Origin of the sequence: Thalassospira sp. (assembly GCF_030690045.1) — a bacterium.
Taxonomy (GTDB): Bacteria; Pseudomonadota; Alphaproteobacteria; order Rhodospirillales; family Thalassospiraceae; genus Thalassospira.
The window spans coordinates 57,378-82,751 of sequence record NZ_JAUYHK010000005.1; the positions used below are offsets into that span (position 1 = coordinate 57,378).

Genomic DNA, 25,374 nt, shown 5'->3' on the forward strand with positions numbered 1-25,374 from the left:
GGGTTTGCTCGTTTTTTTAAGACCCGTTCCAATGGTGAACGGAAAGAACCGGAAAACCAAGGTTAAAAAACGACCTGACACCAGATTATAAAAATCTATCCTGCAAACGCAAAGCAAGGCATGCCACGCACACCGGTTTCCAACGATAATAACGCCCCGTCTTGCGGGTTGTTCCCCGACAGGCCGACCGTTGCCGATGTGATGTAAAGCGTGGTCATCTCCGGCCCACCAAGAACACAGCTGGTCGGATTGGTCACCGGCAGATCAATGATACGGTCAATCCCGCCATCCGGGTTATATCGGATCAGGCAAGACCCGCCCCAACGGGCATTCCAGATATATCCCTCCGCATCGATGGCCGATCCATCCATCGAACCATGATCGTCTGTTTTGGCAAAAAACCGACGGTTCGATGCCACCCCACTTTCCATATCAAAATCATAGACATCCAGTTGATTGGTGATGGTATCCCCAAAATACATTTTACGGCCATCGGGCGACCATAACAGGGTGTTTGAAATACCGATCTGTTCGACAAACCGGGTGATGGTGCCATCCGCATCAACCCGGTTCAGGGTACCGGTGGAAACCGTCACCGGCAAGTCTTCGCCATACGGGCCGATATTGTTTTGCATGGTGCCTTGCCAGAACCGCCCCATCGGATCGACCCGCGCCTCATTAGAACGATTGCCCTCATGATCGGCATCCGGGGCAACAAAGGATGTTGTTTTGCCTGTTTCGGGATCCATAAAGGCCAGATGATCGGCAAGCGCCACCAGAAACCCGCCCTGTCTGCGCGGTACTATTGCCGATACCGGACGATCAAACGACCAGGATCGCAAATCGCCGGTTGCCGGTTTCAGGGCATAGGCGGTTTTGCCAACGATATCGACAAAACACAATTCCCCCTGTTCTGCATCCCAATGCGGCCCCTCACCCAAAATACAGCGCAGATCGGACAAAACGGTTTTGATTTCGGTCATCGCAGATTTCCCTGATTGAATTTTCCGGCCCGGTCAAAGGCTGGTCGGCTGATTATCCAACAGTGCTAACGCGAAACCGGAGGCAAAAAAAGTCCTTTTGTACTACCAATAGCCATCAAATCATCTGCAAGCGATACGCGGTTGCAATATTAGTCGCGAATTGATAAGCATTCTCAGCAATGCATCCCGCTTTGCCCCTTCAGAGATTCCGACACCATGTTCGATCTGACCAATGTCGGTTTTCAAACCGATGGTAAAAATCCCCAAACCCTGCTTTCGGACATTTCCGTGACATTTCCGGCCCAAAAATTCACGGCGATTGTCGGCCATAACGGATCGGGCAAAAGCACCTTGCTAAAACTTCTGGCGCGCAAAACCACGCCGCAGGAAGGGCGCATCCTACTGGACGGCCATGATCTGGCCACGCGCAGAATACGGGAATTTTCGCGCAAGGTCGCCTATTTGCCGCAAAACCCGGTGGTGCCGCCGCATATTACGGTGCGCGAACTGGTGGGATTTGGCCGTTATCCGTGGCGGGGTGCGTTCGGGCGATATCGCCCCGAAGATTATGATAAAATCGACTCTGCCCTCGCCATGACCCATGTCGCCGAATTTTCCGACCGCCTGGTCGTCAGCTTGTCCGGCGGAGAACGGCAACGGGTTTGGCTGGCGATGTTGCTGGCACAGGATGCGCCGGTATTGTTGCTGGACGAACCGACATCCGCCCTTGATGTCGGTCATCAGAAAGACATCCTGCACCTGATTTCCGATTTAAAAGACCGCATCGGCCTGACCGTAATCGCCGTGCTGCACGATATTGATATGGTCGGGCGGTATTCAGATCATATTGTCGCCTTGCGCAATGGCCGTATCTGCTGGCAGGGAACCGGGCAAAACTTCATGCAGGAACCAACCCTGCGGGACATTTTCCAGACAGAGATCGGCGTTATCCATCTTCCCGAAAGCAATCGTTTTGTCAGTTATATTGCATAGGAAAAAGACCATGCAAAAACATTGGATTGGCCGAATTACGCTGGTTTGCACAATAGCGTTCGGCAGTCTTTTCGCCCTGCCCGCCGGGGCGGAAACATTTGACCATGAATTGGGTCAGGCCGAATTTCAAACCACCCCCACCCGTTTTGCCGTCACAAACTGGTCGCTGGTCGAAAGTCTGCTGGCGCTTGGCGTTGCACCGGTCGCCATCCCCGAGGCGGACGGTTATCGCATCTGGGTGGTGGAACCGTCATTGCCCGAACAATTTACCGATCTGGGAACCCGTCGCGAACCGAATTTTGAAGCCCTGCGAGAAAGCCGACCCGACGCCATCCTGATCAGTTCGGAAATTTCGATGGCCTATGACAAACTCTCTGCCTTCGCACCGACGCTGGCTTATTCGATCTACAACACCGACGAACCGGCAATCGACCGGGCCGAAGCCCTGATGCGCTATCTGGGCAAGCTGACCGGCAAGGAGCATGAAGCTGAAACCGTAATAAAATCGGCCAATGACCGTATTGCCGTCGCGGCTGAACGCATTCGTCAGACCGTTGGCGATGACAAGAAATTTGCCATTGTTCGCATCCTTGATGAATCCCATTTCCGTATTCACGGGGAAAAATCCCTTTTCGGATCGACGCTGATCCGCATGGGTTTTGAAAACACCTGGCAGGGCGAGGTGAACAGCTGGGCGTTTTATAATGGCGAGGTGTCCGATCTTGCCAAAATGGGCGACGTCCAATTCGCCTATATCGAGCCGATCGCCCCCACCACAAAGGTCAAACTGCTTGATACCGCTCTTTGGAAAACCATGCCGTTTGTCCGCAACAATCAGGTCTATGCCGTCCCTTCAAGCTGGACCTTTGGCGGTCTTATGTCGGCTGTCCGCTTTGCCGAACAGCTTGCCGATACGATTACCGCAGTCCACGGGTCCTGATCGATGAAATTGTTTTTTGCCTGCCTTGCCGTCTTTACCACGCTAACCCTGAATGGTCAGATCGCAGCACAGGCCGAACCGATCGCCATCGAACATGAACGGGGTACACTGACCCTTGATCAACCGGCCCGGCGGGTGGCTGTAACCAACTGGGCATTTACGGAAACCCTGATCGAACTGGGTCTTGATCCGGTGGCAATTGCCGATCCCGAAGATTATCGGGACTGGGTTGAAAAACCCGACCTGCCTGAAAGTTTCGTCGATATCGGGCAGCGCGGATCGCCCAATATGGAGGCGCTACGCACAGCAAAACCGGATCTGATCCTGATCAGTCAGGAACTGGACATGGCTTATGAAAGCCTGTCCAAAATCGCACCGGTCATGGTGCTGTCGGTTTATGACGATCATAAATCTGCCTTCGATGCCGCAGCAGACATGTTGCGCAAGGTCGCAAGGGCAACCGGACGCGAAACCGAAGGCGAAGCATATCTGGCCCATGTCGATGAAAAACTGGCCGAATATGGTATCCGCATCCGTAACGCCCTTGGGCCCGGTCAAGAAATCACAGTCGCAAGTTTCTATTCGGAATCAAATATCGGCGTTTTTGGTTCCCCGTCCCTGCCCGGTTCGGTTTTGAAACGCATGGGTGTGCCGATGGCCTATGACGGGCCAGTATCGAAATGGGGTTTTGCACAGGGCGGACTGGAAATTCTCGCCCCGCTTGCCAAAAGCACGCTGGTCTATACCAACCCGGTTCCCGATGTCATCCATCAGAAAGTCTGGTCCTCACCAATCTGGAATGTTATGGATTTCGTTCGCAACAAACGGGTCTATGAACTGCCGGTCGTCTGGGCCTATGGCGGCGTTCCGTCGGGCCTGCGCTTTGCTTTGCTTCTGACCGAAAGCCTTGAAGCCGGTCCGGTCAAATGATCAGCAAATCCCCACGAACACCCACAATCCTCGTCTGCATTCTCGGGATTTTGACTCTGGCTGTCCTGATCCGTGATTTCTGGCCATTCCTGCAAAACGGCACATTGGTTCAGGCCGCATTCACCCCCGATGAAACTGATTTTACGCAAATCCTGTTTCATTACAGTACCCTGCCGCGTCTTTCGATGGCGTTTCTGTGTGGGGCGGGGCTGGCCCTTGCCGGGGCGGCAATCCAGACTGTGTTGCGCAACCCGCTGGCATCCCCAACGACGTTGGGCGTCGGGGCCGGGGTTGAATTTGCCCTGACTGCCTTTTTACTAATGGCCCCGGCCTCGATGGCCCTGTTTCAGGAAGCCTTCGCCCTTGCCGGGGGGCTGGTCGCGATTGGCGCGGTCTATCTGATTGCTGCCAAACGGGGCAACGCAACGCTTTGGCTGATCCTTGCGGGGATGATTGTCAATCTGCTGCTTCAGGCCGGGTCACAGATATTGCTATTGTTTAACGAACAATATCTGCAATCGGTCTTTATGTGGGGGGCCGGTGATCTCGCCCAGAATGGCTGGGAATCTGCCCAATTCGTCCTGCCCCGCGTCCTGATCGGCATGGCCGCCATCCTTTTGCTGTCACGTCCGCTTGATCTGCTGGCGCTTGGCGATGAAACAGCCAGTTCACTGGGGGCCAGGGTCACCGCCCTTCGTCTTCTGATCCTGGGTTTTGCCGTTTTCATCACGGCGTCGGTGATTTCGGCGGCGGGTATGATCGGCTTTGTCGGACTTGCCGTCCCGGCCGCCCTGCGCATTGCCGGGCTGACACGATCCCGCGATCTCATGATCTGTTCGGTCTTTACCGGCGGTTTTGCCTTGCTGGTTATTGATTTTATCGTCCGGCAATTTAACGGGCTGGGCGGTGACACGCTGCCGACCGGGGCGGCAACCGCACTGTTTGGTGCGCCGTTTATCATTCTGATCCTGCGCAAGGCCCGTATCATGCCCGGCAGCCAAAGCGAGGAACATCACAGCGACCAGCAAATTATTTCCAAAACACGGCTCAGCATCATTTTGTGTGCCACGCTGACCATCGGTCTCGTGTTTTCGCTGTTTGTCTCGTTTGACGGCAACGACCTTGTCTTGCTCGGCCCGTCCGATGCCCGACTGGACATTCTGCTTGGCCGGGCGGAACGCACCTTTGCCGCCATGATCTGTGGTGCGGCCCTGGCAGTTTCAGGAACATTGATCCAGCGTGTCGGGCGCAACCCGCTCGCCAGCCCCGAAATCACCGGAGTCAGTTCGGCCACCGCCCTTGCAATGATCGTTGCCCTTGCCATTTTCGGATTTGGCCAGCGTGCTGAACTGATGATGATCGGGGCCGCCGGCGGCATTGCGTCCCTTTTTCTCTTGTTGTTCCTGTGCCGAAAATTTACCCATGCACCGCATTACATGCTGCTGAATGGTCTGGCGCTTACCGCGATCCTTGGCGCAATTGTCCGAATCGTGCTGACGCGCAGTGGCACGCAAACAACCATGTTGATGTCATGGCTAGCCGGAACGACCTATTTCACCAATATGGACGAAGTCATGATCGTCGCCGGTGTGACTGGTGTGTTGCTGACTGTTGCAATTGCGCTGCGCCGTCCGCTGGAACTGGCATCGCTGGGAACCGATCAATCTGTGTCACTGGGTCTTGGCATTTCGGCTTTTCAGTTCTTTATGATGTTGCTGGCCGCCGTGCTCGCCGCCAGCGCCACCCTGCTTGTCGGACCGCTCAGCTTTGTCGGATTGATGGCACCACATCTGGCGCGTGTCGCCGGATACCGCCTTGCAGGCGAGCATTTATTGGGCGCATTGCTGATTGGCGTCAATGTGATGATGGTCGCCGAATGGCTGGCACGCAATCTGCTCTATCCCCAGCAACTGCCGACCGGCCTGATTGCGGCTGTCATCGGCACCAGTTATTTCCTGATTCTGTCGATCCGGCGACCGCGTTAAACCCTCATCCCCGCCGGGCGCGGCGATCTTCGCGGATCATCGCACTGGCCTTTTCGGCGATCATGATGGTCGGCGAATTGGTATTGCCCGATGTGATGGTCGGCATGATCGAGGCATCGGCAACCCGCAAACCGTCGATCCCCCGGACCCTTAATCGGTCATCGACCACCGCCCGGTCATCATCGCCCATTTTGGCGGTGCCGACCGGGTGAAAGATGGTGGTGGCAATGTCGCCTGCCGCCCGCGCCAGATCGGTTTCACCAAAAATATGCGGCCCGGGTTTGAATTCATCGGGCCGGTATTTTGCCAGGGCTGGCTGGGCCGCGATCTTGCGGGTCAGTTCAATCGACCGCGCCGCCACCAGCCGGTCGCCATCGGTCGCCAGATAATTGGGCCGGATCGCCGGATGGCTGTGCGGATCGGGCGATTTCAAATGAATGCTGCCCCGGCTTTGTGGGCGCAGATTGCATACACTGGCAGTAAAGGCCGGAAAAGGATGCAAATCATCACCAAATTTATCCAGCGACAAAGGCTGCACATGATATTCCAGATCAGGCGTTTCCAGCGACGGGTCAGATTTGGCAAACACGCCCAACTGGCTGGGGGCCATCGACATCGGACCGGACCGTTTCAACAGATATTCCAGCCCGATGGCCGCCTTGCCCCACAGGCTGTTGGCCTGTTCATTCAGGGTTTTCACCCCTTGCACCTTAAACACACAGCGAATTTGCAAATGATCCTGCAAATTTTCGCCAACACCGGGCAAATCATGGATCACCTCAATACCGTGATCCTTCAAAACCGCGCCGCCGCCAATGCCCGACACTTCCATCAGATGTGGCGACCCGATTGACCCCGCACTCAGGATGACTTCACCCTGCGCATGGGCGGTGCGCGAAACGCCCTTCTGGCGATATTGCACACCGGTCACCCGCCGCCCGTCCAATAACAGTTTTTCCGCCTGCGCCCCAGTGGCAATTGTCAAATTGGGGCGACCTGCCGCCGGACGCAAAAACGCCTTGGCAGTGTTCCAGCGCCAGCCCTTGCGCTGATTGACCCGGAAATAACCGGCCCCTTCATTATTGCCGCGATTGAAATCATCGACCGCCGGAATGCCGGTTTCGGCACAGGCATCGCGAAAGGCATCCAGAATTTCCCATGACAGGCGCTGTTCCTCGACCCGCCATTCGCCGCCTGCACCGTGCATGTCATCGGCCCCGGCGTAATAATCTTCGGACCGTTTGAAATAGGGTAGAACATCATCCCACCCCCATCCGGTATTGCCCAGTTGCCGCCACTGGTCATAATCGCGGGCCTGACCGCGCATATAGATCATGCCATTGATCGACGAACAGCCGCCCAATATCCGACCACGCGGATAATTCAGCGCCCGGCCATTCAGGCCGGGTTCGGCTTCTGTCCTGAATCCCCAATCGGTCCGGGGATTGCCCATGCAATAAAGATAGCCAACCGGGATATGGACCCAGATGTAATTATCGCGCCCCCCGGCTTCGAGCAGCAGCACGGAAATGTCCGGGTCCTCGGACAGACGGTTTGCCAACACACAGCCAGCCGAACCGGCCCCGACAACGATATAGTCGAAGTTATCAACCGACATGACGCCGATCCTTTTAGTTTTTGCTGCGCAGGCCCAGACGGGCCCCAAGACGCGATGCGTTGAATTCGCCCACAATGCCGCGACGGAACAACAACACGCACACCATGAAAATCAGGCCGGTAACAACCGTGACCGGAAAGCCCGACGCTGCCAGATAATTTTGCAGCGTCACAACAAAACCGGCCCCGATCACCGGACCAAAAATGGTGCCGATCCCGCCCAGAAGCGTCATCAGGATGACCTCACCCGACATTTGCCATGCCACATCGGTCAGGGTGGCAAACTGAAACACCAGCGCCTTGACCGCCCCGGCCAGCCCCGTCAGCGCCGCCGACATGACAAAAGCCCCCAGTTTATAAGCCCGCACCGAATAACCCAGCGAGATGGCCCGGTTTTCATTTTCGCGGATGGATCGCAAGATCATGCCAAACGGCGAATGAATGATCCGCCAGATGATAAAAATCCCGATCATGAAAACCATCAACACAAAGAAATACATATTCAACGGCTGACCAAGATCGACAATGCCCAGAAAATACCCGCGCGGCACAGCCTGAAGCCCGTCTTCACCCTTGGTAAACGGGGCCTGAACGCAGAAGAAATAAAACATCTGCGCCAGGGCAAGTGTGATCATCGCAAAATAGATGCCCTGTCGGCGAATGGCAAAAAAGCCCATCACCAGTCCCAGAAACGCCGCCCCGACAACTCCGACCAAAATACCCGCTTCGGGTGGGAATCCCCATTCCTTGATCGCATGGGCGGTAAAATACGACGCCCCGCCAAAAAACGCGGCATGGCCAAAGGACAAAAGCCCGGTATATCCCAGCAAAAGGTTGAACGCGCAGGCAAACAGCGCAAAACACAACACCTTCATCAAAAAGACCGGATACAAAAAGAACGGCACAATCACAAGGGCCACAATCCCCACGGCCAGAAGGCCCAGTTGAATGCGTTGTGCCTGCAAATCTTGCTGTTTGTTCAAGGTAAGTTCCGTCATATCACGCATCCCGACCAAAAAGACCGGCAGGCCGGACTAGAAGAACGATGGCCATGATCACAAAGATCACGATGTTGGACGCCTCGGGATAAAAGACCTTGGTCAGGCCTTCAAGAATGCCCAGCATATAGCCGGTCACAATCGCCCCCATGATCGATCCCATGCCGCCCACGACGACAATCGCAAACACAACAATAATCAGGTTGCTGCCCATCAATGGGCTGACCTGATAAATCGGGGCGGCCAAAATCCCGGCAAGGGCAGCAAGCCCAGCCCCCAATGCATAGGTCAGCGTCAATAACAACGGCACATTGATGCCAAAAGACTGCACCAGAACCGGGTTTTCCGTCGCGGCCCGCAAATAGGACCCCAATTTGGTTTTTTCGATCAAAAGCCATGTGCCAATACACACGACAAGCGATGCCACCACCACCCAGCCCCGATAGATTGGCATATACATAAAGCCCAGATTGACCCCGCCGCTCAGCAAGGCCGGGGTGGCATAGGGTTGCCCGGACGATCCGTAAAAATAGCGAAACCCGCCCTCGATCACCAAAGCCAGCCCAAAGGTGAATAACAGGCCATAAAGATGATCCAGCTTGTAAAGACGGCTTAGCGCGAAACGTTCCACCACTGCACCGCTTAACCCGACGATTACCGGACCAAGGATCAGTGCGAACCAGTAATTGATGCCCAGCCACGATAACAACAGAAACCCGGCAAAGGCCCCCATCATATATTGGGCACCATGCGCGAAATTAATAACGCGCAACAGGCCGAAAATAATCGCAAGGCCAAGACTCAGCATTGCATAGAACGAGCCATTGATCAGCCCGACCAGCAATTGTCCGAGAAACGCCTGAAGTGGAATTCCAAAAATCATTGTCATGGCGTTTTCAAACTCCCAGAACCTCGTGCAGCATATCCATGCGATCGGGCAAATCAGCAACGTCAAAGCCGGTTGTTACCGCCCCATGTTCCATCAGATAGAAACGGTCGGCGATCTTGCTGGCAAATCGGAAATTCTGTTCCACCAGCAAGATGGTCATGCCGCGTTGCTTGAGGGTTTGAAGAACTTCGCCAATCCGCTGCACAATCACCGGTGCCAGACCTTCGGTCGGTTCATCAAGGATCAGCATTTGCGCCCCGGTCCGCAGCATCCGTGCCATCGCCAGCATTTGCTGCTCCCCACCCGACAATTTGGTGCCCGCACTGGTCCGCCGTTCCAAAAGATTGGGGAAAAGGTCATAAATTTCGGCAACCGACATGCCGTTCTTTGAAACGACCGGCGGCAATATCAGGTTTTCCTCGACCGTCAGGGTGGCAAAAATCCCGCGCTCCTCGGGCACATAGCCAATGCCGGTCCGGGCGGTATGATGCAATGGCAGGCGCATCAGATCCTGCCCGTCAAAATGAATATCGCCGATGCGTTTGCGCATAATACCCATAATGGCGCGCAGGGTGCTGGTTTTGCCAACCCCATTGCGGCCCAGAATGGTCACGGTTTCGCCCCGTGCAACTTCCAGATTGACCCCATGCAAAACATGGCTTTCATCATACCAGGCGTGCAGGTCTTTGACGGACAGAAGAGGGCTTTGATCAGTCATGGTCTGTCCCCATATAGGCAATCCGCACGCGCTCGTCATTGCTGACCGTATCGTAATCCCCCTCGGCCAGAATTTCCCCGCGTTGCAGGACGGTGATGTGATCACACAGATCGGCGACGACTTTCAGATTATGTTCAACCATCAAAACCGCCCGGGTTTTGGCAACCTCGCGGATGATGTCGGCCACCATGCCCACATCTTCCTGCCCCATCCCCGCCATCGGTTCATCCAGCAGCAAAACCGTGGGGTCCAGCGACAGGGTGGTGGCGATTTCCAGAACCCGTTTGCGGCCATAGGAAAGATCGGCGGCGTGGGTATTGTGCTCCTTTTCCAGCCCGACCGAGGTCAACAGTTCCATCGCCCGGTCATTAAGGATGTCCAGCGCGCTCATCGGACGCCAGAACTGCACCGACAGGCCGCTTGGACGTTGCAAGGCAACACGCACATTTTCCAGCACGGTCAGATGGGGGAAGACCGCCGAAATCTGAAACGACCGCACCAACCCCATCCGCGCCACTTTGGCCGGGGCGGTTTTGGTGATGTCGTGCCCCATCAGGGTGATCTTGCCACTGGTCGGCTGCAAGAATTTGGTCAAAAGATTGAAAACAGTGGTTTTGCCTGCGCCATTCGGACCGATCAGCGCATGCACCTTGGCGTGGTGAACATCAAGATTGACGTTATTGACCGCAGTAAAGCCGCCAAAGTCGCGACGGAGGTCACGGGCGGAAAGAACCACCTGTGCCCCCGTTGCGTCCTGGGGATTACCGGGTTGTTGCAAAGCTCCGGCAATCGTCATGGGTTTACTGCGAAACCAGCGGGCAACCGCTTTCTGACGGTTTGATATAGGCCTGATCGCCGGGGATGGTTGCCAGAACCTTGAAATAATCCCACGGTTCGGAAACATCGGCTGGGGCCTTTGCCTCCAGCAGATACATATCGTGGATCATCCGGCCATTTGCGGCAACCGTGCCACCACGTCCGAACACGTCATCCACCGGCATCGACCGGATGGCGTCTGCCACGGCTTCGGTTTCGTCGGTTCCTGCTTTTTCAATCGATTTCAGATAATGGGTCACCGTCGAATAGGTCCCGGCATGCACCATGTTGGGCATACGACCGGTGCGTTCAAAATAACGTTTGCCAAATTCGCGGGATTCATCGTCGCGGTTCCAGTAAAAACCTTCGGTCAGGGTCAGGCCCTGTGCCGCTTCGGAACCCAGACCATGCACTTCGGCAAGGGTAAACAGCAAGGCCGCCAGACGCTGACCGCCGGCAACAATGCCAAATTCCGACGCCTGTTTGATCGAATTGGCCGTATCAAGACCGGCATTGGCAAGGCCAATAACCTTGGCCCCCGATGCCTGCGCCTGAAGCAGGAACGACGAATAATCGGTCGATGCCAGCGGATGACGCACCGCGCCCAGAACCGTACCGCCGCTTGATTTCAGGAATTTCGATGTCTGTTCTTCAAGCGAATAACCAAAGGCATAATCGGCTGTCAGGAAATACCAGCTATCCCCGCCCTGCTCCACCAACGCACCACCCGTCCCGACGGCAAGCGCATGGGTGTCATAGGCCCAGTGGAAACCATAGGGCGAACACTGGGCACCGGTCAGTTCGGTGGTTGCGGCACCGGTGACCATGTTGATTTTTTTCTTTTCCTTGGAAATCCCTTGAACGGCAAGGGCGACCGACGATGTGGTCAGCTCCATGATGGTATCGACATTTTCCTCGTCATACCATTGCCGGGCGATATTGGCGGCCACGTCCGGTTTGTTCTGATGGTCCGCTGTGATGACCTCAACCGGTTTACCCAAGACAGTGCCGCCGAAATCCTCAACCGCCATCAGCGCGGCTTCATAGGACCAGGTGCCGCCGAAATCGGCATAGACACCGGACTGGTCATTCAGAATACCAATTTTGACAACGTCATCCGAAATACCCGCCGCATGGGCCGGAAGTGCCGCTGCCGCCAGAATGGCCGCAGACGCGAAAGCCAGATTTTTCATTTCCATATTCCCTTGATAAGTTTTTTTTGGTTTTTAAGAAATTGCCATCGCCTGATCATCAGGCCCGATCATCCGCGACGACGGTCGTCATGCCGACCCCAAACACCCTGACGGGCATGGGGCAAAATGTTGTGATGATCCAATCCCTCCTGCGGCGTTTTTTATTTTGAAGTGCCGCTTTTACGTCGTCCAGATAGCATTCCCTGATGGGTGCCGGTCATTACGGGTTCCGCATGCCGACTTTATTATCTGCATCAAATGTGCATCTGTGGACGCTAACATTGACAGTTGCGTACAAGAATAGATATTCTTGGACATTATTTGTGCAAATATGATCAGAAGTGTGATGCGCAATTTTTCATGGGATGACCTGCAATATTTTCTGGCGGTCGCCCGCAGCGGCCAGCTTTCCAATGCCGCACGCATGTTGCGGACAAGTCACGCTACGGTATCAAGGCATATCGACCGTCTGGAACTGGCGCTGAGTTCCAAATTGTTTGAACGCAATCCGCGGGGATATGTCCTGACGGCGGTTGGTGAAAAACTGTTATCGACCGTCGAAGACATGGAACGCGAGGCCAATAAATTGCATAATGCCGTGTCGGATGGGGCCGCGGCCCTGTCCGGGGCGGTACGGCTCAGCATGTTGGAAGGATTCGGGAATTTTTTTCTGGCGGATCGCCTGCCCTTTTTTGCACAGACCCACCCCAATCTGTCGATTGATGTTGTTACCATTCAGCAGATCATGTCGCTGTCGCGCCGTGAAGCCGATATTTCGGTCCTGCTGCATATGCCCAAGGCCGGTCGGTATCGCTGCGAAAAAATCACGGATTACCGGTTGTTTGTCTATGCCGCACAATCCTATCTGGCGCGCCATGCCCCCATTACGATGCGCGCGGAAATGCTGGCACATCCCTTTATCGGCTATATCGAGGATATGATCTTTACCCCCGGCCTTGATTATCTGGGCGAAATTTCATCGGGATTGCGGGCATCCTATCAAAGTTCAAGCATTTATGCCCAGATGAAGGCGACACAGACCGGTTACGGGCTATGTGTGTTGCCCTATTACATGGCATGTCGTCATGCCGATCTGATCCCGATCCTGCCGATGGACATCCATCTGACCCGCGAATACTGGCTGGTAACCCATCAGGATCTTGTCAATGCACCGCGCATCCGGCTGGTTTCCGATTTCCTGCGCACCGAAACCATCAAGGCCCGCGACCTGTTTTTAGGGGCAGGCCTTTTGCCCTGAACCACCCCAAAAACAAAGGGCCCGCCAAAAGACGGGCCCAGGTTCGCAGTCGTGGAAATGCTTCAGTCTTCAAAATGCCTGTTGGCGGCAAAAGGGCCTCCCTGATAGATCACAGCCGGGTCCTGCCGGTCTTCGGCCGGGAATTTGGCTTCGACCGCGGCGCGGAATTTCTCGGAACTGTCTTGCGGGTTCCAGCCCAGAAACGCGGCATGGTCGTTATTCCACCAGACACTTTTGTTCGGCGATACGCCATACATCACCAGATGGCCGGTCATGGTGGCATCAAAAATCGCCTGAATCAGCGAGACAAAATCGCGCGGGCTCATCCAGGTGGACAACATCCTGCGGTTCAACGGTTCGGGGAAACACGACCCAATGCGCACACTGACCGTTTCCAGATCGAACTTGTCGTAATAATAACTTGCCAGTGCCTCGCCATAACATTTGGTAACTCCATAAAGGCTGTCGGGGCGCAGGGTGACGGTTTCATCCAGCAACGTGGTGCGGTCATAAAACCCGATGGTATGATTGGAACTGGCAAACATCACCCGTTTGACGCCGTTTTTGCGGGCCCCTTCATACAGATTATAGGTGCCCAGCAAATTCGCCTGTAACAGATCGTCAAAGGCCGCCTCGACCGAAATGCCGCCCAGATGCACAATACCATCGCAATCCCTGGTCAATTCATGCACAGCGGCACGATCCGACAGATCGCATGTGACGATTTCCTCGCCCGGCCCGGCCTGCCCCATATCGGAAATATCGGACAATCGCAAAATATCGGCATAGCCCTTTAATCCCTCGCGCAGGATTTTGCCCAGATTACCGGCAGCCCCGGTGATAAGAAGTCGTTTCATAAGAATTTCCTGTTTTTTGTATCAAACGGATGACATCACGATCCGAAAAGAATATCCGGCAACATCAACGAAACCGCCGGAACATAGGTGGTCAGCGCCAGCGCGACCAGAATAGCCAGATAAAATGGCCAGATGGTCCGCACGGCCTGTTCAATTTTGATGCCGCCAATTGCACAGCCGACAAACAGACACGACCCCACCGGCGGCGTACACAGGCCCAGCCCCAAATTCATCATCAGAACAATGCCGAACTGCACCGGGTCCATGCCAAAACTGACCGCCAGCGGCAAAAATATCGGCGTACAGATCAGGATCAGGGCCGCCATATCCATGATCATACCGGCAATCAGCAACATGATGTTGATCAGCAGAAACACCATCAACGGATTGTCGGTGATCATGGTGATGAAAGACGCCAGCGCATCGGGCACCTGATAAAACGCCAGCATATAGCCATAAGCACTGGCACAGCCAACAAGGATCATCACCAGCGCCGTGGTCTTGCTGGCCTGTTTGACCGCAGCAACAAACCCGGCCCAACTGAGTTCACGATAGACAAGCGTCGTGATCACCAACGCATAAATCACACCAATGGCACCGGATTCCGTCACAGTGAACATGCCGCTCAGAACGCCACCAACAATGATGACAGCAGTAAAAAATCCCGGAATCGCGCCAAGTGCCGTAATGCCAACAACCCGCCAGCCCGGAAAGGGCACCGACGGATAGCCATGCCGGACCGCAACCGCCCAGGCCGCAATCATCAAAAACAGACACATGATGATGCCCGGCACCATCCCGGCCATGAACAGTTGCGAAATCGAAATCCCGCCGCCTGCCGCAACGGCATACAGAATCATATTGTGACTGGGCGGAATGACAATCCCGGCAATGGAGGATGTCACGGTGACATTGACGGCATAATCGGCGCGGTATCCTTCCTTTTTCATCACCGGAATCAGGATCGAACCCAGCGCCGACGTATCGGCCACCGCCGATCCGGAAATGCCGCCAAACAGCATCGATGAAAATACATTCACAATGCCAAGTCCGCCCCGGCGACTGCCGATCAGGGCCGTGACAAATTGCACCAACCGGTTGGCGATCCCGCCATGCAACATCAGTTCACCGGCAAAAATGAAAAACGGAATGGCTAAAAGGGAAAAGGTACTGACGCCAGACCCGATGCGCTGAAATGCAATCAGGGTCGGCAAACCCTCGTAAAAAAAGGCCGCAAGGGCGGCAACGCCAAGGGAAATCGCAACAGGCATGCCGATCAGAATACCGATGGCAAACAGGCCCAGCAGAATAGTCATGCCCATTTATTCGGACCTCTCGTCAAACATGTCGTCACTGTAATAGCGGCTTTGCGCAATTTGTTTCCAACCAGTGATGATTTTCAGAATATGCACGACGCTGTAAAAACAAATGGCGGCCCCACAAACTGCCATCGGGACAGAACGCCAGCCATCGGAAATGCGAATGATCGGCATGGTTTTAGCCCAGTTAAACGCCACCAGTTTCATACCGTCTTGCAACATGTAATAGCCAAATACCGTCATCGCGATATAACTGATGACAGCAAGCACAGCCGCAATACGCGGCGGGCAGGAATCCCGGATATAACTGACGGCAAGATGGCTGTTATCGCGAAAACCGGCGGCCGCGACCGGAAAGGTAATCAGAACAATCAGCACCAGCGAGGCCTGATCCACCCAGGTCGGGGTCGCATTCAGGACATAGCGGCCAAATACCATCCAGCCGAAAATGGGAATAAGCAGAACCAGCGCGATACCGCCGATCAGAATCAGAATTTTGGCCAGAACCGCGCCGAGACGATCCAGCAATCGGGTGATTTGCGTCAGCATTCCGTACCGCCCGGAAAAATTCAAAACAACAAATGTAAAGAAGGGCGGCGAGAACCCCGCCGCCCCTTGACTGTGCCCGGATTATTTCTGGGCGTCCAGCGTGGCCTGCACCAGATCGGCAAGATCCGGATTGGCCGCAAGGAACTGCTCATAAACCGGTTTCATCGCATCCTGAAACGCAGTTTTGTCCGCGATTTCATTAATTTCGATGCCAGCGGCAAGAACCTTGGCTTTGCTTTTTTCATCGCCTTCGGCCCACAATTTGCGTTGCAGGGTTACCGAAGCTTCGGCGGCTTCGTGAACGATTTTCTTTTCATCGTCGCTCAGGTTGTCATAGAGCGCCTTGTTCATGCACAGGCATTCCGGCAAGATCAGATGTTCGGTCACCGAATAGTATTTCGCGGCTTCAAAATGGCCGGACGAATCATAGGACGGATAATTGTTTTCCGCCCCGTCGATCACCCCCAGTTTCAACGACTGGAACACTTCGCCATAGGGAAGCGGGGTGGCATTCCCGCCAAGGGCCGCAACCATGTTGACATAAAGGTCGTTGCTCATGACACGGAATTTCATGCCTTTAACATCGTCGGGTGTATTGATCGGTTTTTGGGTATTGTAGAAAGACCGCGCACCCGAATCAAACCAGCCCAGCGGCTGAAGACCGGCTTCGACCAGACCTTCTGAAATGCGTTCGCCAACCGGGCCATCCATGATGCCGTGCATGGCATCAACGCTTTTGAAGATAAAGGGCAGCGACACAATATTGGCAGATGGCGACACTTCGCCCATCGGCCCCATATTGAAAACCGCCCAGTCCAGACCGCCAAGGCGGACCTGCTGGATCGCATCGGGCTGATCACCCAGAACCGCGTTGTGGTAAACCTTGCTTTCAAGGCTGCCGCCGGATTTTTCATTGATCAGACGGGCAAATTCTTCCATGCCTTCGGAAACCGAATATCCCGGCGGGTGGATGTTCCAGCCGCGCCATTCGCGGGCCTGAGCCCCGGCGGCGATGGAAACGGACAGGGCCGCTGCGGCCAATGTCAAGGTTGTGGTTTTGAAATAGGAATTCATTGGGTAGTCCTCCCGTGACGTGTTGTGGTTTTTTAACCTTCCCCTTGCGGGGGCTCTTGTTGTCAGAAAACCTTACGACTTGTAACTTGTAATTACAAGACGGCGTTTTACGTTTTCCGAAACAAATTTGCGGGCCTGATTTTTATTTTGGCTCCAAAGGAAACGGCACCCGGCAAGCACGCGCCTGCCGGGTGGTCTTCAATCATGCGGCAGCGGCAAGTGCAGCGGCCCCAAAGGCCTTGCGAATGACATCGGCCAACATTTTATGTTCTTCGTCGCTCAGATCGGTCAAAGGCGACCGGACCGGGCCGGTATCGCGCCCGATCACCCGCATTCCAGCCTTCACAATGGATACGGCATAGCCCGTGCCACGGTCACGAATGGCCAGATAGGGATAGAAAAATTCCACCAGAATACGGTCCATCGTCGCATTGTCACCGGCCCGCAGGGCGTCGTAAAATTCCAGTGCCTGCTTCGGCAAAAAGTTAAAGATCGCCGAGGAATAGGTGGTCACACCGGCCGCCATATAAGCCTTGGCAAAAACTTCGGCCGTCGGCATGCCACCGATATAGCTCAGCCGGTCGCCCATCACCGTGCAAACACGGGTGACAAGTTCGATGTCGCCATGACCGTCCTTGAAACCGACCAGATTGGGGCATTCATCACACAACCGTGCAAGTGTATCGGCCAGCAGGATCGAATTGTCGCGGTTATAGACAATAACGCCGATATCAACCGACTGGCAGACGCGCTTGACCCGTTCATACAGGCCCTGCTGGTTGGCACCGATCAGATATTGCGGCAACAGCAACAGGCCATCCGCCCCGGCTTTCTGGCATGCCTGTGCCAGCTCAACCGCCATTTCGGTGCCATAACCACACCCGGCAATGATCGGGGTTTTCCCGGCAACATCCTTGGCTGCCCGCACCGTTTCAACAACTTCACCCTGGGTCAGCGAAAAAAATTCACCGGTCCCGCCTGCGGCAAATAATGCGGTTGCCGGATATTGCGCCAGCCATGCGACATGGGTGCGATAAGTATCAAGGTCAAGCCGACCGTCGCCCGTAAACGGCGTGACCGGAAACGACAGCAAACCTGCGCCAATGGCTGTCTTCAGGTCCTGATAATGCATGGAATATCCCTCAATTTGCGAAGCCGGAAAGTAATGTAGGGAATTTTATAAATTCATCATATCAATTGGTCAATCATATTATTGGTATTTTCAAACTCGACATAAGACTCTTTTAAAATCAAAGGAATACTTGCTTTCCAATGCCGCATCAGGGAAATTTTATATCCCTGATGCCCTGCTCACAGGCTCCCCGGACCAGGAGTCGTTTATTGATATGATGACTTTTTAAAAAACAGGCTGTAGCGTGACCGGCAGAAACCCTTTTTTCAGGAAGCAGGCCGATCAGATGTCCGATATCACAACCGCCGCCACCCAGCTTGCCAATGCCTTTACAAACCACCGGCTTCTGACCTCCCTGCCCGACAGCGCCACCCCGCAAAGCTTTGAAGAATCTTACACCATTCAAAAAGAAACCCTGATCCGGACCGGCAAAAAAATCGAAGGCTGGAAACTGGCGGTTGCCACACCTGCCGCCCAGGCAAAACTGGGCATTGACGGACCGCTGATTGGGCCGATTCTGGCCGGGCATGTTGTCGAGAACGGCGGCGAAATGCCCGCCAGCCGGTTTCATTTCCCCAATATCGAGGCTGAAATTGTTCTGATCATCGGGGCAACCCCGCCCGCCGATGTCAGTATCGCCACCATCGGCCAATATGTCGCCAGTGCGCGTCTTGCCATTGAAATCGCAGATCGCCGTTTTGTCGAAAAACCATCACCGATGGTCACATTAGCGGATTTGAACGCCACCGGCTATCTGGTGGTCGGCGATGAAATTACCGGCTGGCGCAAGGGGGATTTTACCGGCGGTCTGGTTGAAACATGGTGCAATGACACCTTGCTGGCCCGCAATGACGATCCGGGCCAATGGCCCGATCCTCTGGCAGGGTTGGTATATCTTGTCGGATTTCTGGCAAAGCGTGGCGAATATCTGAAACCCGGCGATGTCATCACCACCGGTGCCTGCGCCACGCCGACCCTTGCTGCCTCCGGGGTGATGGAGGCCCGCTTTGACGGGTTGGGCACCGTGCGTTTTACCCTCCGCCCAGAATAACCTGCCCCATCCATCACATCAAAAAACCGGCACCTTTTGCGGGTGCCGGTCTTTTTCGATGATGCTCAGGCTTCGCGGAATTTATGAACCGGCACACCGGGAACATCTACCCGCAAACTCAACACCGATCCGGCCAGCGGAAAGGCATCAAGTTTTTCGGCACTGTAATTTTCTGTCAGGCTGGTCACAAAAATTGTTTTCATATCCGGTCCGCCAAAACAGGGCATGGTCGGGCTGGGCACAGGCAAGGCAATGGATTGCAACAGGGTGCCATCCGGCGCAAAGCGGTTCAGATTGCCTGCCGATACCCCGGCACTCCAGTAACAGCCTTCCATATCGGCCGCCGCCCCGTCGGGTCGGCCCAGCGTATCGTCAAGATCAAGAAAACGGGTACAGTTGGAAATAGCGCCGGTCGCAGCATCAAAATCCCAACGATTGACCCACGGCCCGCGCGAATCCGAATGGAACATCACCTTGCCATCCGGCCCCCAAGCCAGCCCGTTGGAGATTTTTACCCCGCCGATCTTGTGCTCCACCGTGCCATCTCCGGTCACGCGATATACTGACGCCACCGGCTTTTTCTCAACATTCTGATCCATCGTGCCGATCCAGAATGCGCCATCCGGGCCGATTTTGCCATCATTGGTCCGGCTCATATCATTACCGGCATCAATTTCGGCGATTTTTTCCTGTGCCCCACTGATCGGATCAAACAGAATCACATCCTTGCGCAGGGCAATGACAAACCGCCCACGATCCGTCAGACCAAAACAGCCAACCTCGCTGTCAAATTGCCAGCTTTGCCGCATCCCGTCGGACAAGGACACCGCATGAATTTTGCGACCCAGAATATCGGCCCACAACAAACGGTTATTGGCAGCATCCCAGTTCGGGCATTCGCCCAGTTCAAAACGCGCCTGTACCAGAATGTTGATTTCAGGCGTATTTGCGGAAATCGGCGACATGACGGAACCCTGTCTGTTGTAAAAATTCATATGATGACTTAATGCCTGTTGCCCCGGCACTTGTCAATGACAGGTGCATCGCATTACATGTCGCGGGCGTGATCGGTGACGCGCTGCCGTGCCTGCATCAAATGATATCGCATCAAAATTTCCGCCGACACACCATCGCGGCTTAGAATGGCGTCGTAAATCTGCTGATGTTCTTCGGCCACCTTGCGAATGCGGTCCTTGGATCCGGTGCGGGTGATGCTAAGCGCGACATTCATCGATCCCGCGATGACGCCATGCAGGGAATTAAGCATCGAAACAAAGATGTCATTGCCGCTGGCCCGCGCAATCGCGACATGAAAATCAAAATCGGCCTCGTTGGCGATCACACCGCTGCTCAGGCCGCGCGACAGGGTTTTTAACGCCTGTTCGATTTCCCGGTGATGGCGGGTTCCGGCGCGCTCCGCCGCCAGACGCGCGGTTGTACCTTCAATCGCGATACGCGCCTCGAAACAGCGCAGCAATCCGGCAACATCTGCGGATTGGGCAAATTCAATCAATCCTTGTGGCGGGCGTTTTTTGACAAATGACCCGACCCCCTGCCGGGCATAGACCAGGCCATCGGTTTGCAGTTTGCGCAAGGCTTCGCGTACCACAGGCCGCGATACCCCGAATGATGTGCAAATCTCGTTTTCCGATGGCAACTTTGCCCCTTCGGCCAGATTGCCCGACACAATCTGTTCCAGAATCTGCCCATAAAGCTGATCTGCCAGTTTTTCACGCTTCTGGATATTAAGCTGCAACCCCGTCATGCCCACGACCTTTTGCGCTTGTTATCTTGTAAATATCATTGGCAAGAAATATCGCCAAATGGATCGCGGGTAAAGCCAACACTGTGATTTTCCTGAAAACAGGCCAAATACCTGTCACATGAACTTACAGGAAAACCGGGAAACCGGGCATGACAAACCCTTTGTCACCGCCGGTAAAATACGGCAATCTGCTTGCGTCAGGACCATCTCCATATGAAAGGATCGTCGAAATGACGCTGGAAATCTGGCTTGCCTTTGTTGTCGCCTGTGCCGTTGTTCTTGCCATTCCGGGGCCGACCGTGATGCTGGTCGTCAGCTATGCGCTTGGCAAGGGCCGACAAACCGCATGGGCGACCGTGCCTGGTGTGGCGCTGGGCGATCTGACGGCAATGACGGTTTCCTTGCTGGGTGCCGGGGCACTTCTGGCCGCATCGGCGACCGCCTTTACCGTGCTGAAACTATGCGGGGCGGTTTATCTGGTCTGGCTGGGTGTGAAAATGTGGCGCGACAAACCCGAAGCCCTGCACGATTCCCGTGATGCCAAACGCAACCGGCCCAGCCGGATGTTTTTGCAGTCCTATATCGTGACGGCTTTAAACCCCAAGGGCATTGTGTTTTTCATCGCCTTTGTCCCGCAATTTGTCGTCGCCAACAGCCCGCTGATGCCGCAATTTGGCATCATGATCGCAACCTTTGTCACACTGGCGGCGGTCAATACCGCCATGTGGGCCATTCTGGCCGGAACCTTGCGTGAAAAATTCCGCCACCCCCGCGCCATGCAACGCATCAACCGGGCGGGCGGCAGTGTCTTGATTGCCGCAGGCCTTCTGACCGCCCTCACACGGCGCGCCAGCGCCGCAGCCTGATCATTTTGATCCATCCTGACGTGGCGGTCATCATGCCGCCACGGTCCTGCATCGCCTTCCACAAGGCGATTGCCACCATCGCCAGACCGGCGAAAAACACCAGCCATGCCGGGCGCAGCGGCCAGATAAAATCCAGATTGGCCGCCACCACAATTTCAGGCGGAATTCCGGTGGCCAGCCCGTACCACGCATATTCAATCCCCACCGTGATCAGACCGGCAGAAAGTGCAATCCCTGCCATCACCAACGGCCTGCGCAATGATCCGCCCAAATGAACAACAAGGCGACAGGCCATCAGGGCAACAAACAAGCCCGCCATCAAGGTCGCTTCGCTGACATCGATCTTGGATTGCATGAAAAAATGCAAAATACCCAGCACCGCAATGCCATAACTTGCCCGGTGCAACCTGCCCCAGTTTTTACCCATGCGGCGCATCATTCCCCGGGTCGATGTCACACCCAGCACGACAAGGCCAAACAACGCAACAAAGCCAATGGTCAGATAAATGCGCAAAACAATCTCGCTGGCGATCCGGGCGATATCCCAGGATTGCGTCGCCGCATATAACATCAGATGGCACAATCCATATCCCATCGCCGCCAGCCCGACCATACGCCGCACCAGCATCACCTGCCCCCATCGCGTCACCCGGCGCAACGGCGTGATCAATAAGGACAGCAACAAAAACCGGATCGTCCAGTCACCACTGTCCAGGATCGCGGTTTTGATCGGCTCCACCCCGCCATCCGCCGTCATCACGCGCCAGAAAATAAAGGCACCGGGCACCAATAAACCGGCAAAGACCAAAAATTTGAAAACCGAAAAACGGCCGGATGGGTCACACCAGGGGAACATGCGTCAATTGCCTTATGTCGTTTTTACGATATTCTGCCTACTCAACCGGGAAAAGGCGGGCACGTCACCTGAATTCCATCTCAACTTTTCGCGAGAAACCGCGTGAACATCGCCATCCCACCACATAAGGACCCCATCATGGACGGTTTCACCAACCCCGATGCAGATGGCATTCGCGCCATCTTGAACCGCACCCGCACCATTGCCCTTGTCGGGGCCAGTCCCAAGCCGGACCGCCCTTCCAACCGGGTAATGAAATTTTTGCTGGGGTCTGGATATCACGTTATTCCGGTCAATCCCGGTTTGGCGGGACAGGAAATCCACGGGCAAATCGTTTATGCCAGCCTTGCCGATATCCCGGAAAAAATCGATCTGGTCGATGTGTTTCGCAACAGCGACGATGCCGGAGGTGTTATTGACGAGGCCATTGCCATCAAGGCCGGGGCCGTGTGGTTGCAACTGGATGTGATTAACGAAGACGGTGCCGCCCGCGCCATCAAGGCTGGCCTTGATGTGGTTATGGATCGCTGCCCGGCGATTGAAATTCCCCGCCTGTTCGGTACTGGCTGGAAACATCCGTCAGTGTAACCGGCCCGAATGATCCGCCATGAAAAAAGGCGCCACGATGAATGTGGCGCCTTTGGCATCGGTCACAAAAAGGGACGCAGGATCAACCACGCCCACATTTCTGCATCAATTCCGGCACCAGGCCGCGATTGCCGATAAAATCGGGCTGAACGGCGCTGGTAACGTTATAGGTGACGGTTTTTTCGTCGATCAACGGGTCAAAAATGCCCGGCGTTTCCGTGATCAATGACACAACCCCGTCGGATTTGATGCGGAGCGCGGCAAAACCGTTGGCATATTCAACACGGGCGCATTCCGGCCCAAGGAACCGGCCAAATTGTTCCACCAGCCGGTAACGCGGATTTTCCAGAAGGTCATCCCGTTCATCCACATGTTCGGAGGCTAAACCGTGTTTGGGAATATATTTTTGCAGATTGGCCTGCGACTGCACGATATAGCCATCGGGGAAATAAACAGCGACATCTTCGGCCAGCAAAACACGATCCCCGATCACCGGGCCCGATTGCAGCAGCGCTTTGATCCGCTTTCCAGGAATGTCACCGGAAAACGCATTAAAACGCAAAAGCTTGGCATCCCCACGTTCGGTCGCAAACAAGGATTCAAAAGGAACAGGTGGTGTCGGATCAGCCGCCAGAACAGAAGAGGCATAGGCTCCGACGACAACCAGCGTCAGCAATGCGCACTGTGTTTTCAGTTTGCGCAAAGACAGCATGTTTCTCATGTCCCCCGGCACTCCCATATTCGGTTTCGATCAATTAGACGTGAATGTAAGGTTTTTACCACCAAATTCAACATCCCGTCGCATTATTCATCGCAAGAAAAAAGCACTATCCAAAAAAAACAACGGGATGGCATTATGCCATCCCGTTGCCAAAGATTTGGTAAACGACCTGCGATCAATCGATCGAGATGGTTACACGACGGTTACGCGGTTCACGCACACCATCCGGAGTCGGGATCAGCAAGTTGCTTTCGCCCACGGCTTCGGTGGCAACACGATCACCAGCAACGCCACGGCTGCTAAGTTCGGACAGGGCCGCCTTGGCGCGGCGATCCGACAGGCCAAGATTGTAGCTGGACGAACCCGATGCGTCGGTGTGACCAACGACCGAGACGTCGCTCGGGCTGGTGGTCCACTGTTCCGCAGCAGCGTCAAGAACACGCTGGGCAACCGGGGTAATTTCGGTGCTGTCAAAATCAAAGAAGATGGTGAAAAGGCGCGGTGCGGCAGCAACCGGCTGCTGCGCCATCGGTGCTTCTTCCTGCTTTTTCAATTCCGCGATGGCGGCTTCGTAATCTTTCCAGCACTGGCTGATCAGATCAAGCTGCCAACCTTCTTCGCTTTCTTCGATCCAGCAATCAAAACGTGCCTGCGCAACGGCGGCAACATCAGGTTTTGCTTCACGGGCACCGCCATCCAGCAAGCCGATCAGTTCATCACGAACGGCGCGCTTCTGGGCGATTTCCTCGGCATCGAAACGCCAGTTGGCCGGATCTTCCGGAAGAATGGTTTCATTATCGACGACACTGCCTGCCTTGCGGGCAAAGAAATCGGCGTCAAAGAAGTCATACCATTCGTCAGCTTCGCGACGCGCATAGGCAATGTATTCTGCCTTCAACGCCTTGCCAAACTGGGTTTGGGGTTCGGTCGATGTAATGGCGCTGTTGACGCTGTTACCATAAGTGAACGGATTGCCGCCATACATGACAGCGGTTCCGGAATTATCAACACTGCTACATGCCGAAAGCAACGCCATGCTGCCAACTGCACCTAAAATATAAGGACGAAACTTCATGTTTCTCTCCAATGCCCCAGTCGTTAAGGTTGTTTATCGGGTTTCAATAGTAATACTGAACGTGTCTACATTATGACGTAAAACGAGCAAAAAAGCGAAAGGTTCCATTAGATTATAAAAAATAGTTTCGGGCGCGAGCCTTTTCAAGAGAGCCAAAGCATGTAAATCTTGGTCAGGCAGCCCAGAAAACAGGCAATGCAT

Annotated in this window: 25 protein-coding genes; 8 read left to right on the forward strand and 17 right to left on the reverse strand. The window is 54.8% G+C overall.

The annotated features are described in order from the left end of the window. Positions 1-95 precede the first annotated feature (95 nt). Positions 96-983 (reverse strand): SMP-30/gluconolactonase/LRE family protein, encoded by an 888-nt coding sequence (locus Q8O73_RS02515; RefSeq protein ID WP_305554450.1) that lies wholly within the window; start codon positions 981-983, stop codon positions 96-98. A 216-nt stretch (positions 984-1,199) separates the two neighbouring features. Between Q8O73_RS02515 and Q8O73_RS02520 the strand changes: the two genes are divergently transcribed. From Q8O73_RS02520 to fhuB, 4 genes are read left to right on the forward strand one after another with little or no spacing between them, the layout of a single operon-like run. Beyond that, on the forward strand, positions 1,200-1,976 hold the full coding sequence (locus Q8O73_RS02520; RefSeq protein ID WP_305554453.1) for an ABC transporter ATP-binding protein: 777 nt from the start codon (positions 1,200-1,202) through the stop codon (positions 1,974-1,976). 10 nt (positions 1,977-1,986) lie between these two features. Continuing rightward, on the forward strand, positions 1,987-2,916 hold the full coding sequence (locus Q8O73_RS02525; protein ID WP_305554456.1) for an iron-siderophore ABC transporter substrate-binding protein: 930 nt from the start codon (positions 1,987-1,989) through the stop codon (positions 2,914-2,916). Between the two features lie 3 nt (positions 2,917-2,919). Continuing rightward, on the forward strand, positions 2,920-3,846 hold the full coding sequence (locus Q8O73_RS02530; protein WP_305554458.1) for an ABC transporter substrate-binding protein: 927 nt from the start codon (positions 2,920-2,922) through the stop codon (positions 3,844-3,846). Further along, on the forward strand, positions 3,843-5,831 hold the full coding sequence (gene fhuB / locus Q8O73_RS02535; protein ID WP_305554460.1) for a Fe(3+)-hydroxamate ABC transporter permease FhuB: 1,989 nt from the start codon (positions 3,843-3,845) through the stop codon (positions 5,829-5,831). Before Q8O73_RS02530 ends, fhuB begins: the two co-directional genes overlap by 4 nt. A 4-nt stretch (positions 5,832-5,835) precedes the next feature. Here fhuB and Q8O73_RS02540 read toward each other — a convergent pair whose 3' ends face one another. The 6 genes from Q8O73_RS02540 to Q8O73_RS02565 are packed head-to-tail and all read right to left on the reverse strand — an operon-like array spanning position 5,836 to position 12,062. Continuing rightward, the gene (locus tag Q8O73_RS02540; protein ID WP_305554464.1) at positions 5,836-7,449 is read right to left on the reverse strand and encodes a GMC family oxidoreductase; all 1,614 of its coding nucleotides are present in this window, start codon (positions 7,447-7,449) and stop codon (positions 5,836-5,838) included. Between the two features lie 13 nt (positions 7,450-7,462). Next, complete coding sequence (locus Q8O73_RS02545; protein WP_305554466.1) at positions 7,463-8,446, reverse strand: branched-chain amino acid ABC transporter permease; 984 nt, start codon at positions 8,444-8,446, stop codon at positions 7,463-7,465. 1 nt (position 8,447) lies between these two features. Then, positions 8,448-9,335: a branched-chain amino acid ABC transporter permease gene (locus tag Q8O73_RS02550; protein ID WP_305554468.1), complete on the reverse strand. Its 888-nt coding sequence runs from the start codon at positions 9,333-9,335 to the stop codon at positions 8,448-8,450. Positions 9,336-9,342: 7 nt separating this feature from the next. Then, positions 9,343-10,053: an ABC transporter ATP-binding protein gene (locus Q8O73_RS02555; RefSeq protein WP_305554471.1), complete on the reverse strand. Its 711-nt coding sequence runs from the start codon at positions 10,051-10,053 to the stop codon at positions 9,343-9,345. After that, positions 10,046-10,849: an ABC transporter ATP-binding protein gene (locus Q8O73_RS02560; RefSeq protein ID WP_305554474.1), complete on the reverse strand. Its 804-nt coding sequence runs from the start codon at positions 10,847-10,849 to the stop codon at positions 10,046-10,048. The genes Q8O73_RS02555 and Q8O73_RS02560 overlap by 8 nt, the downstream gene beginning before the upstream one ends. Before the next feature lie 4 nt (positions 10,850-10,853). Beyond that, entirely contained in the window at positions 10,854-12,062 is a 1,209-nt protein-coding gene (locus Q8O73_RS02565; protein WP_371135028.1) for an ABC transporter substrate-binding protein, read from the reverse strand. 346 nt (positions 12,063-12,408) lie between these two features. Here Q8O73_RS02565 and Q8O73_RS02570 point away from each other — a divergent pair, with 346 nt between their 5' ends. Next, positions 12,409-13,320 carry a LysR family transcriptional regulator gene (locus Q8O73_RS02570; protein ID WP_305554480.1) on the forward strand — a complete coding sequence of 304 codons (912 nt, stop codon included), beginning with the start codon at positions 12,409-12,411 and terminating at the stop codon, positions 13,318-13,320. A gap of 62 nt (positions 13,321-13,382) precedes the next feature. On the opposite strand, the gene Q8O73_RS02575 is transcribed toward Q8O73_RS02570, so the two are convergent. From Q8O73_RS02575 to kdgD, 5 genes are all read right to left on the reverse strand, one after another. After that, entirely contained in the window at positions 13,383-14,177 is a 795-nt protein-coding gene (locus Q8O73_RS02575; RefSeq protein WP_305554483.1) for an NAD(P)-dependent oxidoreductase, read from the reverse strand. 35 nt (positions 14,178-14,212) lie between these two features. Next, positions 14,213-15,493: a TRAP transporter large permease gene (locus tag Q8O73_RS02580; RefSeq protein WP_371135029.1), complete on the reverse strand. Its 1,281-nt coding sequence runs from the start codon at positions 15,491-15,493 to the stop codon at positions 14,213-14,215. A 6-nt stretch (positions 15,494-15,499) separates the two neighbouring features. After that, positions 15,500-16,045 carry a TRAP transporter small permease gene (locus tag Q8O73_RS02585; RefSeq protein ID WP_305554489.1) on the reverse strand — a complete coding sequence of 182 codons (546 nt, stop codon included), beginning with the start codon at positions 16,043-16,045 and terminating at the stop codon, positions 15,500-15,502. A gap of 81 nt (positions 16,046-16,126) precedes the next feature. After that, entirely contained in the window at positions 16,127-17,119 is a 993-nt protein-coding gene (locus tag Q8O73_RS02590) for a TRAP transporter substrate-binding protein (protein WP_305554492.1), read from the reverse strand. Between the two features lie 202 nt (positions 17,120-17,321). Continuing rightward, positions 17,322-18,251, reverse strand: a complete 930-nt coding sequence (gene kdgD / locus Q8O73_RS02595) for a 5-dehydro-4-deoxyglucarate dehydratase (RefSeq protein WP_305554495.1) — start codon at positions 18,249-18,251, stop codon at positions 17,322-17,324. A gap of 286 nt (positions 18,252-18,537) precedes the next feature. Between kdgD and Q8O73_RS02600 the strand changes: the two genes are divergently transcribed. Continuing rightward, complete coding sequence (locus Q8O73_RS02600) at positions 18,538-19,302, forward strand: 2-keto-4-pentenoate hydratase (protein ID WP_305554498.1); 765 nt, start codon at positions 18,538-18,540, stop codon at positions 19,300-19,302. Positions 19,303-19,367: 65 nt separating this feature from the next. Here the strand turns inward: Q8O73_RS02600 and Q8O73_RS02605 are convergent, their stop codons facing one another. After that, positions 19,368-20,267: an SMP-30/gluconolactonase/LRE family protein gene (locus tag Q8O73_RS02605; protein ID WP_305554501.1), complete on the reverse strand. Its 900-nt coding sequence runs from the start codon at positions 20,265-20,267 to the stop codon at positions 19,368-19,370. Positions 20,268-20,350: 83 nt separating this feature from the next. Next, a complete protein-coding gene (locus tag Q8O73_RS02610; protein ID WP_305554504.1) occupies positions 20,351-21,067 on the reverse strand; it encodes a FadR/GntR family transcriptional regulator in 717 nt (238 codons plus the stop codon). 230 nt (positions 21,068-21,297) lie between these two features. On the opposite strand from Q8O73_RS02610, the gene Q8O73_RS02615 reads away from it, so the two are divergent. Then, entirely contained in the window at positions 21,298-21,933 is a 636-nt protein-coding gene (locus Q8O73_RS02615) for a LysE family translocator (protein WP_305554507.1), read from the forward strand. Here Q8O73_RS02615 and Q8O73_RS02620 read toward each other — a convergent pair. Continuing rightward, positions 21,905-22,789 carry a sulfite oxidase heme-binding subunit YedZ gene (locus Q8O73_RS02620; protein ID WP_305554510.1) on the reverse strand — a complete coding sequence of 295 codons (885 nt, stop codon included), beginning with the start codon at positions 22,787-22,789 and terminating at the stop codon, positions 21,905-21,907. The two genes, Q8O73_RS02615 and Q8O73_RS02620, sit on opposite strands and share 29 nt — an antisense overlap. Positions 22,790-22,927: 138 nt before the next feature. On the opposite strand from Q8O73_RS02620, the gene Q8O73_RS02625 reads away from it, so the two are divergent. Continuing rightward, positions 22,928-23,377, forward strand: coding sequence for a CoA-binding protein (locus Q8O73_RS02625; RefSeq protein ID WP_305554513.1), 450 nt, complete (start codon positions 22,928-22,930; stop codon positions 23,375-23,377). Between the two features lie 82 nt (positions 23,378-23,459). On the opposite strand, the gene Q8O73_RS02630 is transcribed toward Q8O73_RS02625, so the two are convergent. Both Q8O73_RS02630 and Q8O73_RS02635 read right to left on the reverse strand, forming a co-directional pair. Then, the gene (locus tag Q8O73_RS02630) at positions 23,460-24,089 is read right to left on the reverse strand and encodes a hypothetical protein (protein ID WP_305554516.1); all 630 of its coding nucleotides are present in this window, start codon (positions 24,087-24,089) and stop codon (positions 23,460-23,462) included. Positions 24,090-24,273: 184 nt separating this feature from the next. Further along, positions 24,274-25,173 (reverse strand): OmpA family protein, encoded by a 900-nt coding sequence (locus Q8O73_RS02635; RefSeq protein ID WP_305554520.1) that lies wholly within the window; start codon positions 25,171-25,173, stop codon positions 24,274-24,276. Positions 25,174-25,374: the final 201 nt, after the last annotated feature.

Coding starts and splice junctions, on each gene's coding strand:
- Q8O73_RS02605 (WP_305554501.1), bottom strand. CDS start 20,267: ATGTCGCCGATTTCCGCAAATACGCCTGAAATCAACATTCTGGTACAG.
- kdgD (WP_305554495.1), bottom strand. CDS start 18,251: ATGCATTATCAGGACCTGAAGACAGCCATTGGCGCAGGTTTGCTGTCG.
- Q8O73_RS02630 (WP_305554516.1), bottom strand. CDS start 24,089: ATGCTGTCTTTGCGCAAACTGAAAACACAGTGCGCATTGCTGACGCTG.
- Q8O73_RS02635 (WP_305554520.1), bottom strand. CDS start 25,173: ATGAAGTTTCGTCCTTATATTTTAGGTGCAGTTGGCAGCATGGCGTTG.
- Q8O73_RS02625 (WP_305554513.1), top strand. CDS start 22,928: ATGGACGGTTTCACCAACCCCGATGCAGATGGCATTCGCGCCATCTTG.
- Q8O73_RS02610 (WP_305554504.1), bottom strand. CDS start 21,067: ATGACGGGGTTGCAGCTTAATATCCAGAAGCGTGAAAAACTGGCAGAT.
- Q8O73_RS02520 (WP_305554453.1), top strand. CDS start 1,200: ATGTTCGATCTGACCAATGTCGGTTTTCAAACCGATGGTAAAAATCCC.
- Q8O73_RS02560 (WP_305554474.1), bottom strand. CDS start 10,849: ATGACGATTGCCGGAGCTTTGCAACAACCCGGTAATCCCCAGGACGCA.
- Q8O73_RS02620 (WP_305554510.1), bottom strand. CDS start 22,789: ATGTTCCCCTGGTGTGACCCATCCGGCCGTTTTTCGGTTTTCAAATTT.
- Q8O73_RS02585 (WP_305554489.1), bottom strand. CDS start 16,045: ATGCTGACGCAAATCACCCGATTGCTGGATCGTCTCGGCGCGGTTCTG.
- Q8O73_RS02570 (WP_305554480.1), top strand. CDS start 12,409: ATGCGCAATTTTTCATGGGATGACCTGCAATATTTTCTGGCGGTCGCC.
- fhuB (WP_305554460.1), top strand. CDS start 3,843: ATGATCAGCAAATCCCCACGAACACCCACAATCCTCGTCTGCATTCTC.
- Q8O73_RS02545 (WP_305554466.1), bottom strand. CDS start 8,446: ATGACGGAACTTACCTTGAACAAACAGCAAGATTTGCAGGCACAACGC.
- Q8O73_RS02530 (WP_305554458.1), top strand. CDS start 2,920: ATGAAATTGTTTTTTGCCTGCCTTGCCGTCTTTACCACGCTAACCCTG.
- Q8O73_RS02540 (WP_305554464.1), bottom strand. CDS start 7,449: ATGTCGGTTGATAACTTCGACTATATCGTTGTCGGGGCCGGTTCGGCT.
- Q8O73_RS02550 (WP_305554468.1), bottom strand. CDS start 9,335: ATGACAATGATTTTTGGAATTCCACTTCAGGCGTTTCTCGGACAATTG.
- Q8O73_RS02525 (WP_305554456.1), top strand. CDS start 1,987: ATGCAAAAACATTGGATTGGCCGAATTACGCTGGTTTGCACAATAGCG.
- Q8O73_RS02580 (WP_371135029.1), bottom strand. CDS start 15,493: ATGACTATTCTGCTGGGCCTGTTTGCCATCGGTATTCTGATCGGCATG.
- Q8O73_RS02515 (WP_305554450.1), bottom strand. CDS start 983: ATGACCGAAATCAAAACCGTTTTGTCCGATCTGCGCTGTATTTTGGGT.
- Q8O73_RS02600 (WP_305554498.1), top strand. CDS start 18,538: ATGTCCGATATCACAACCGCCGCCACCCAGCTTGCCAATGCCTTTACA.
- Q8O73_RS02590 (WP_305554492.1), bottom strand. CDS start 17,119: ATGAATTCCTATTTCAAAACCACAACCTTGACATTGGCCGCAGCGGCC.
- Q8O73_RS02575 (WP_305554483.1), bottom strand. CDS start 14,177: ATGAAACGACTTCTTATCACCGGGGCTGCCGGTAATCTGGGCAAAATC.
- Q8O73_RS02565 (WP_371135028.1), bottom strand. CDS start 12,062: ATGAAAAATCTGGCTTTCGCGTCTGCGGCCATTCTGGCGGCAGCGGCA.
- Q8O73_RS02555 (WP_305554471.1), bottom strand. CDS start 10,053: ATGACTGATCAAAGCCCTCTTCTGTCCGTCAAAGACCTGCACGCCTGG.
- Q8O73_RS02615 (WP_305554507.1), top strand. CDS start 21,298: ATGACGCTGGAAATCTGGCTTGCCTTTGTTGTCGCCTGTGCCGTTGTT.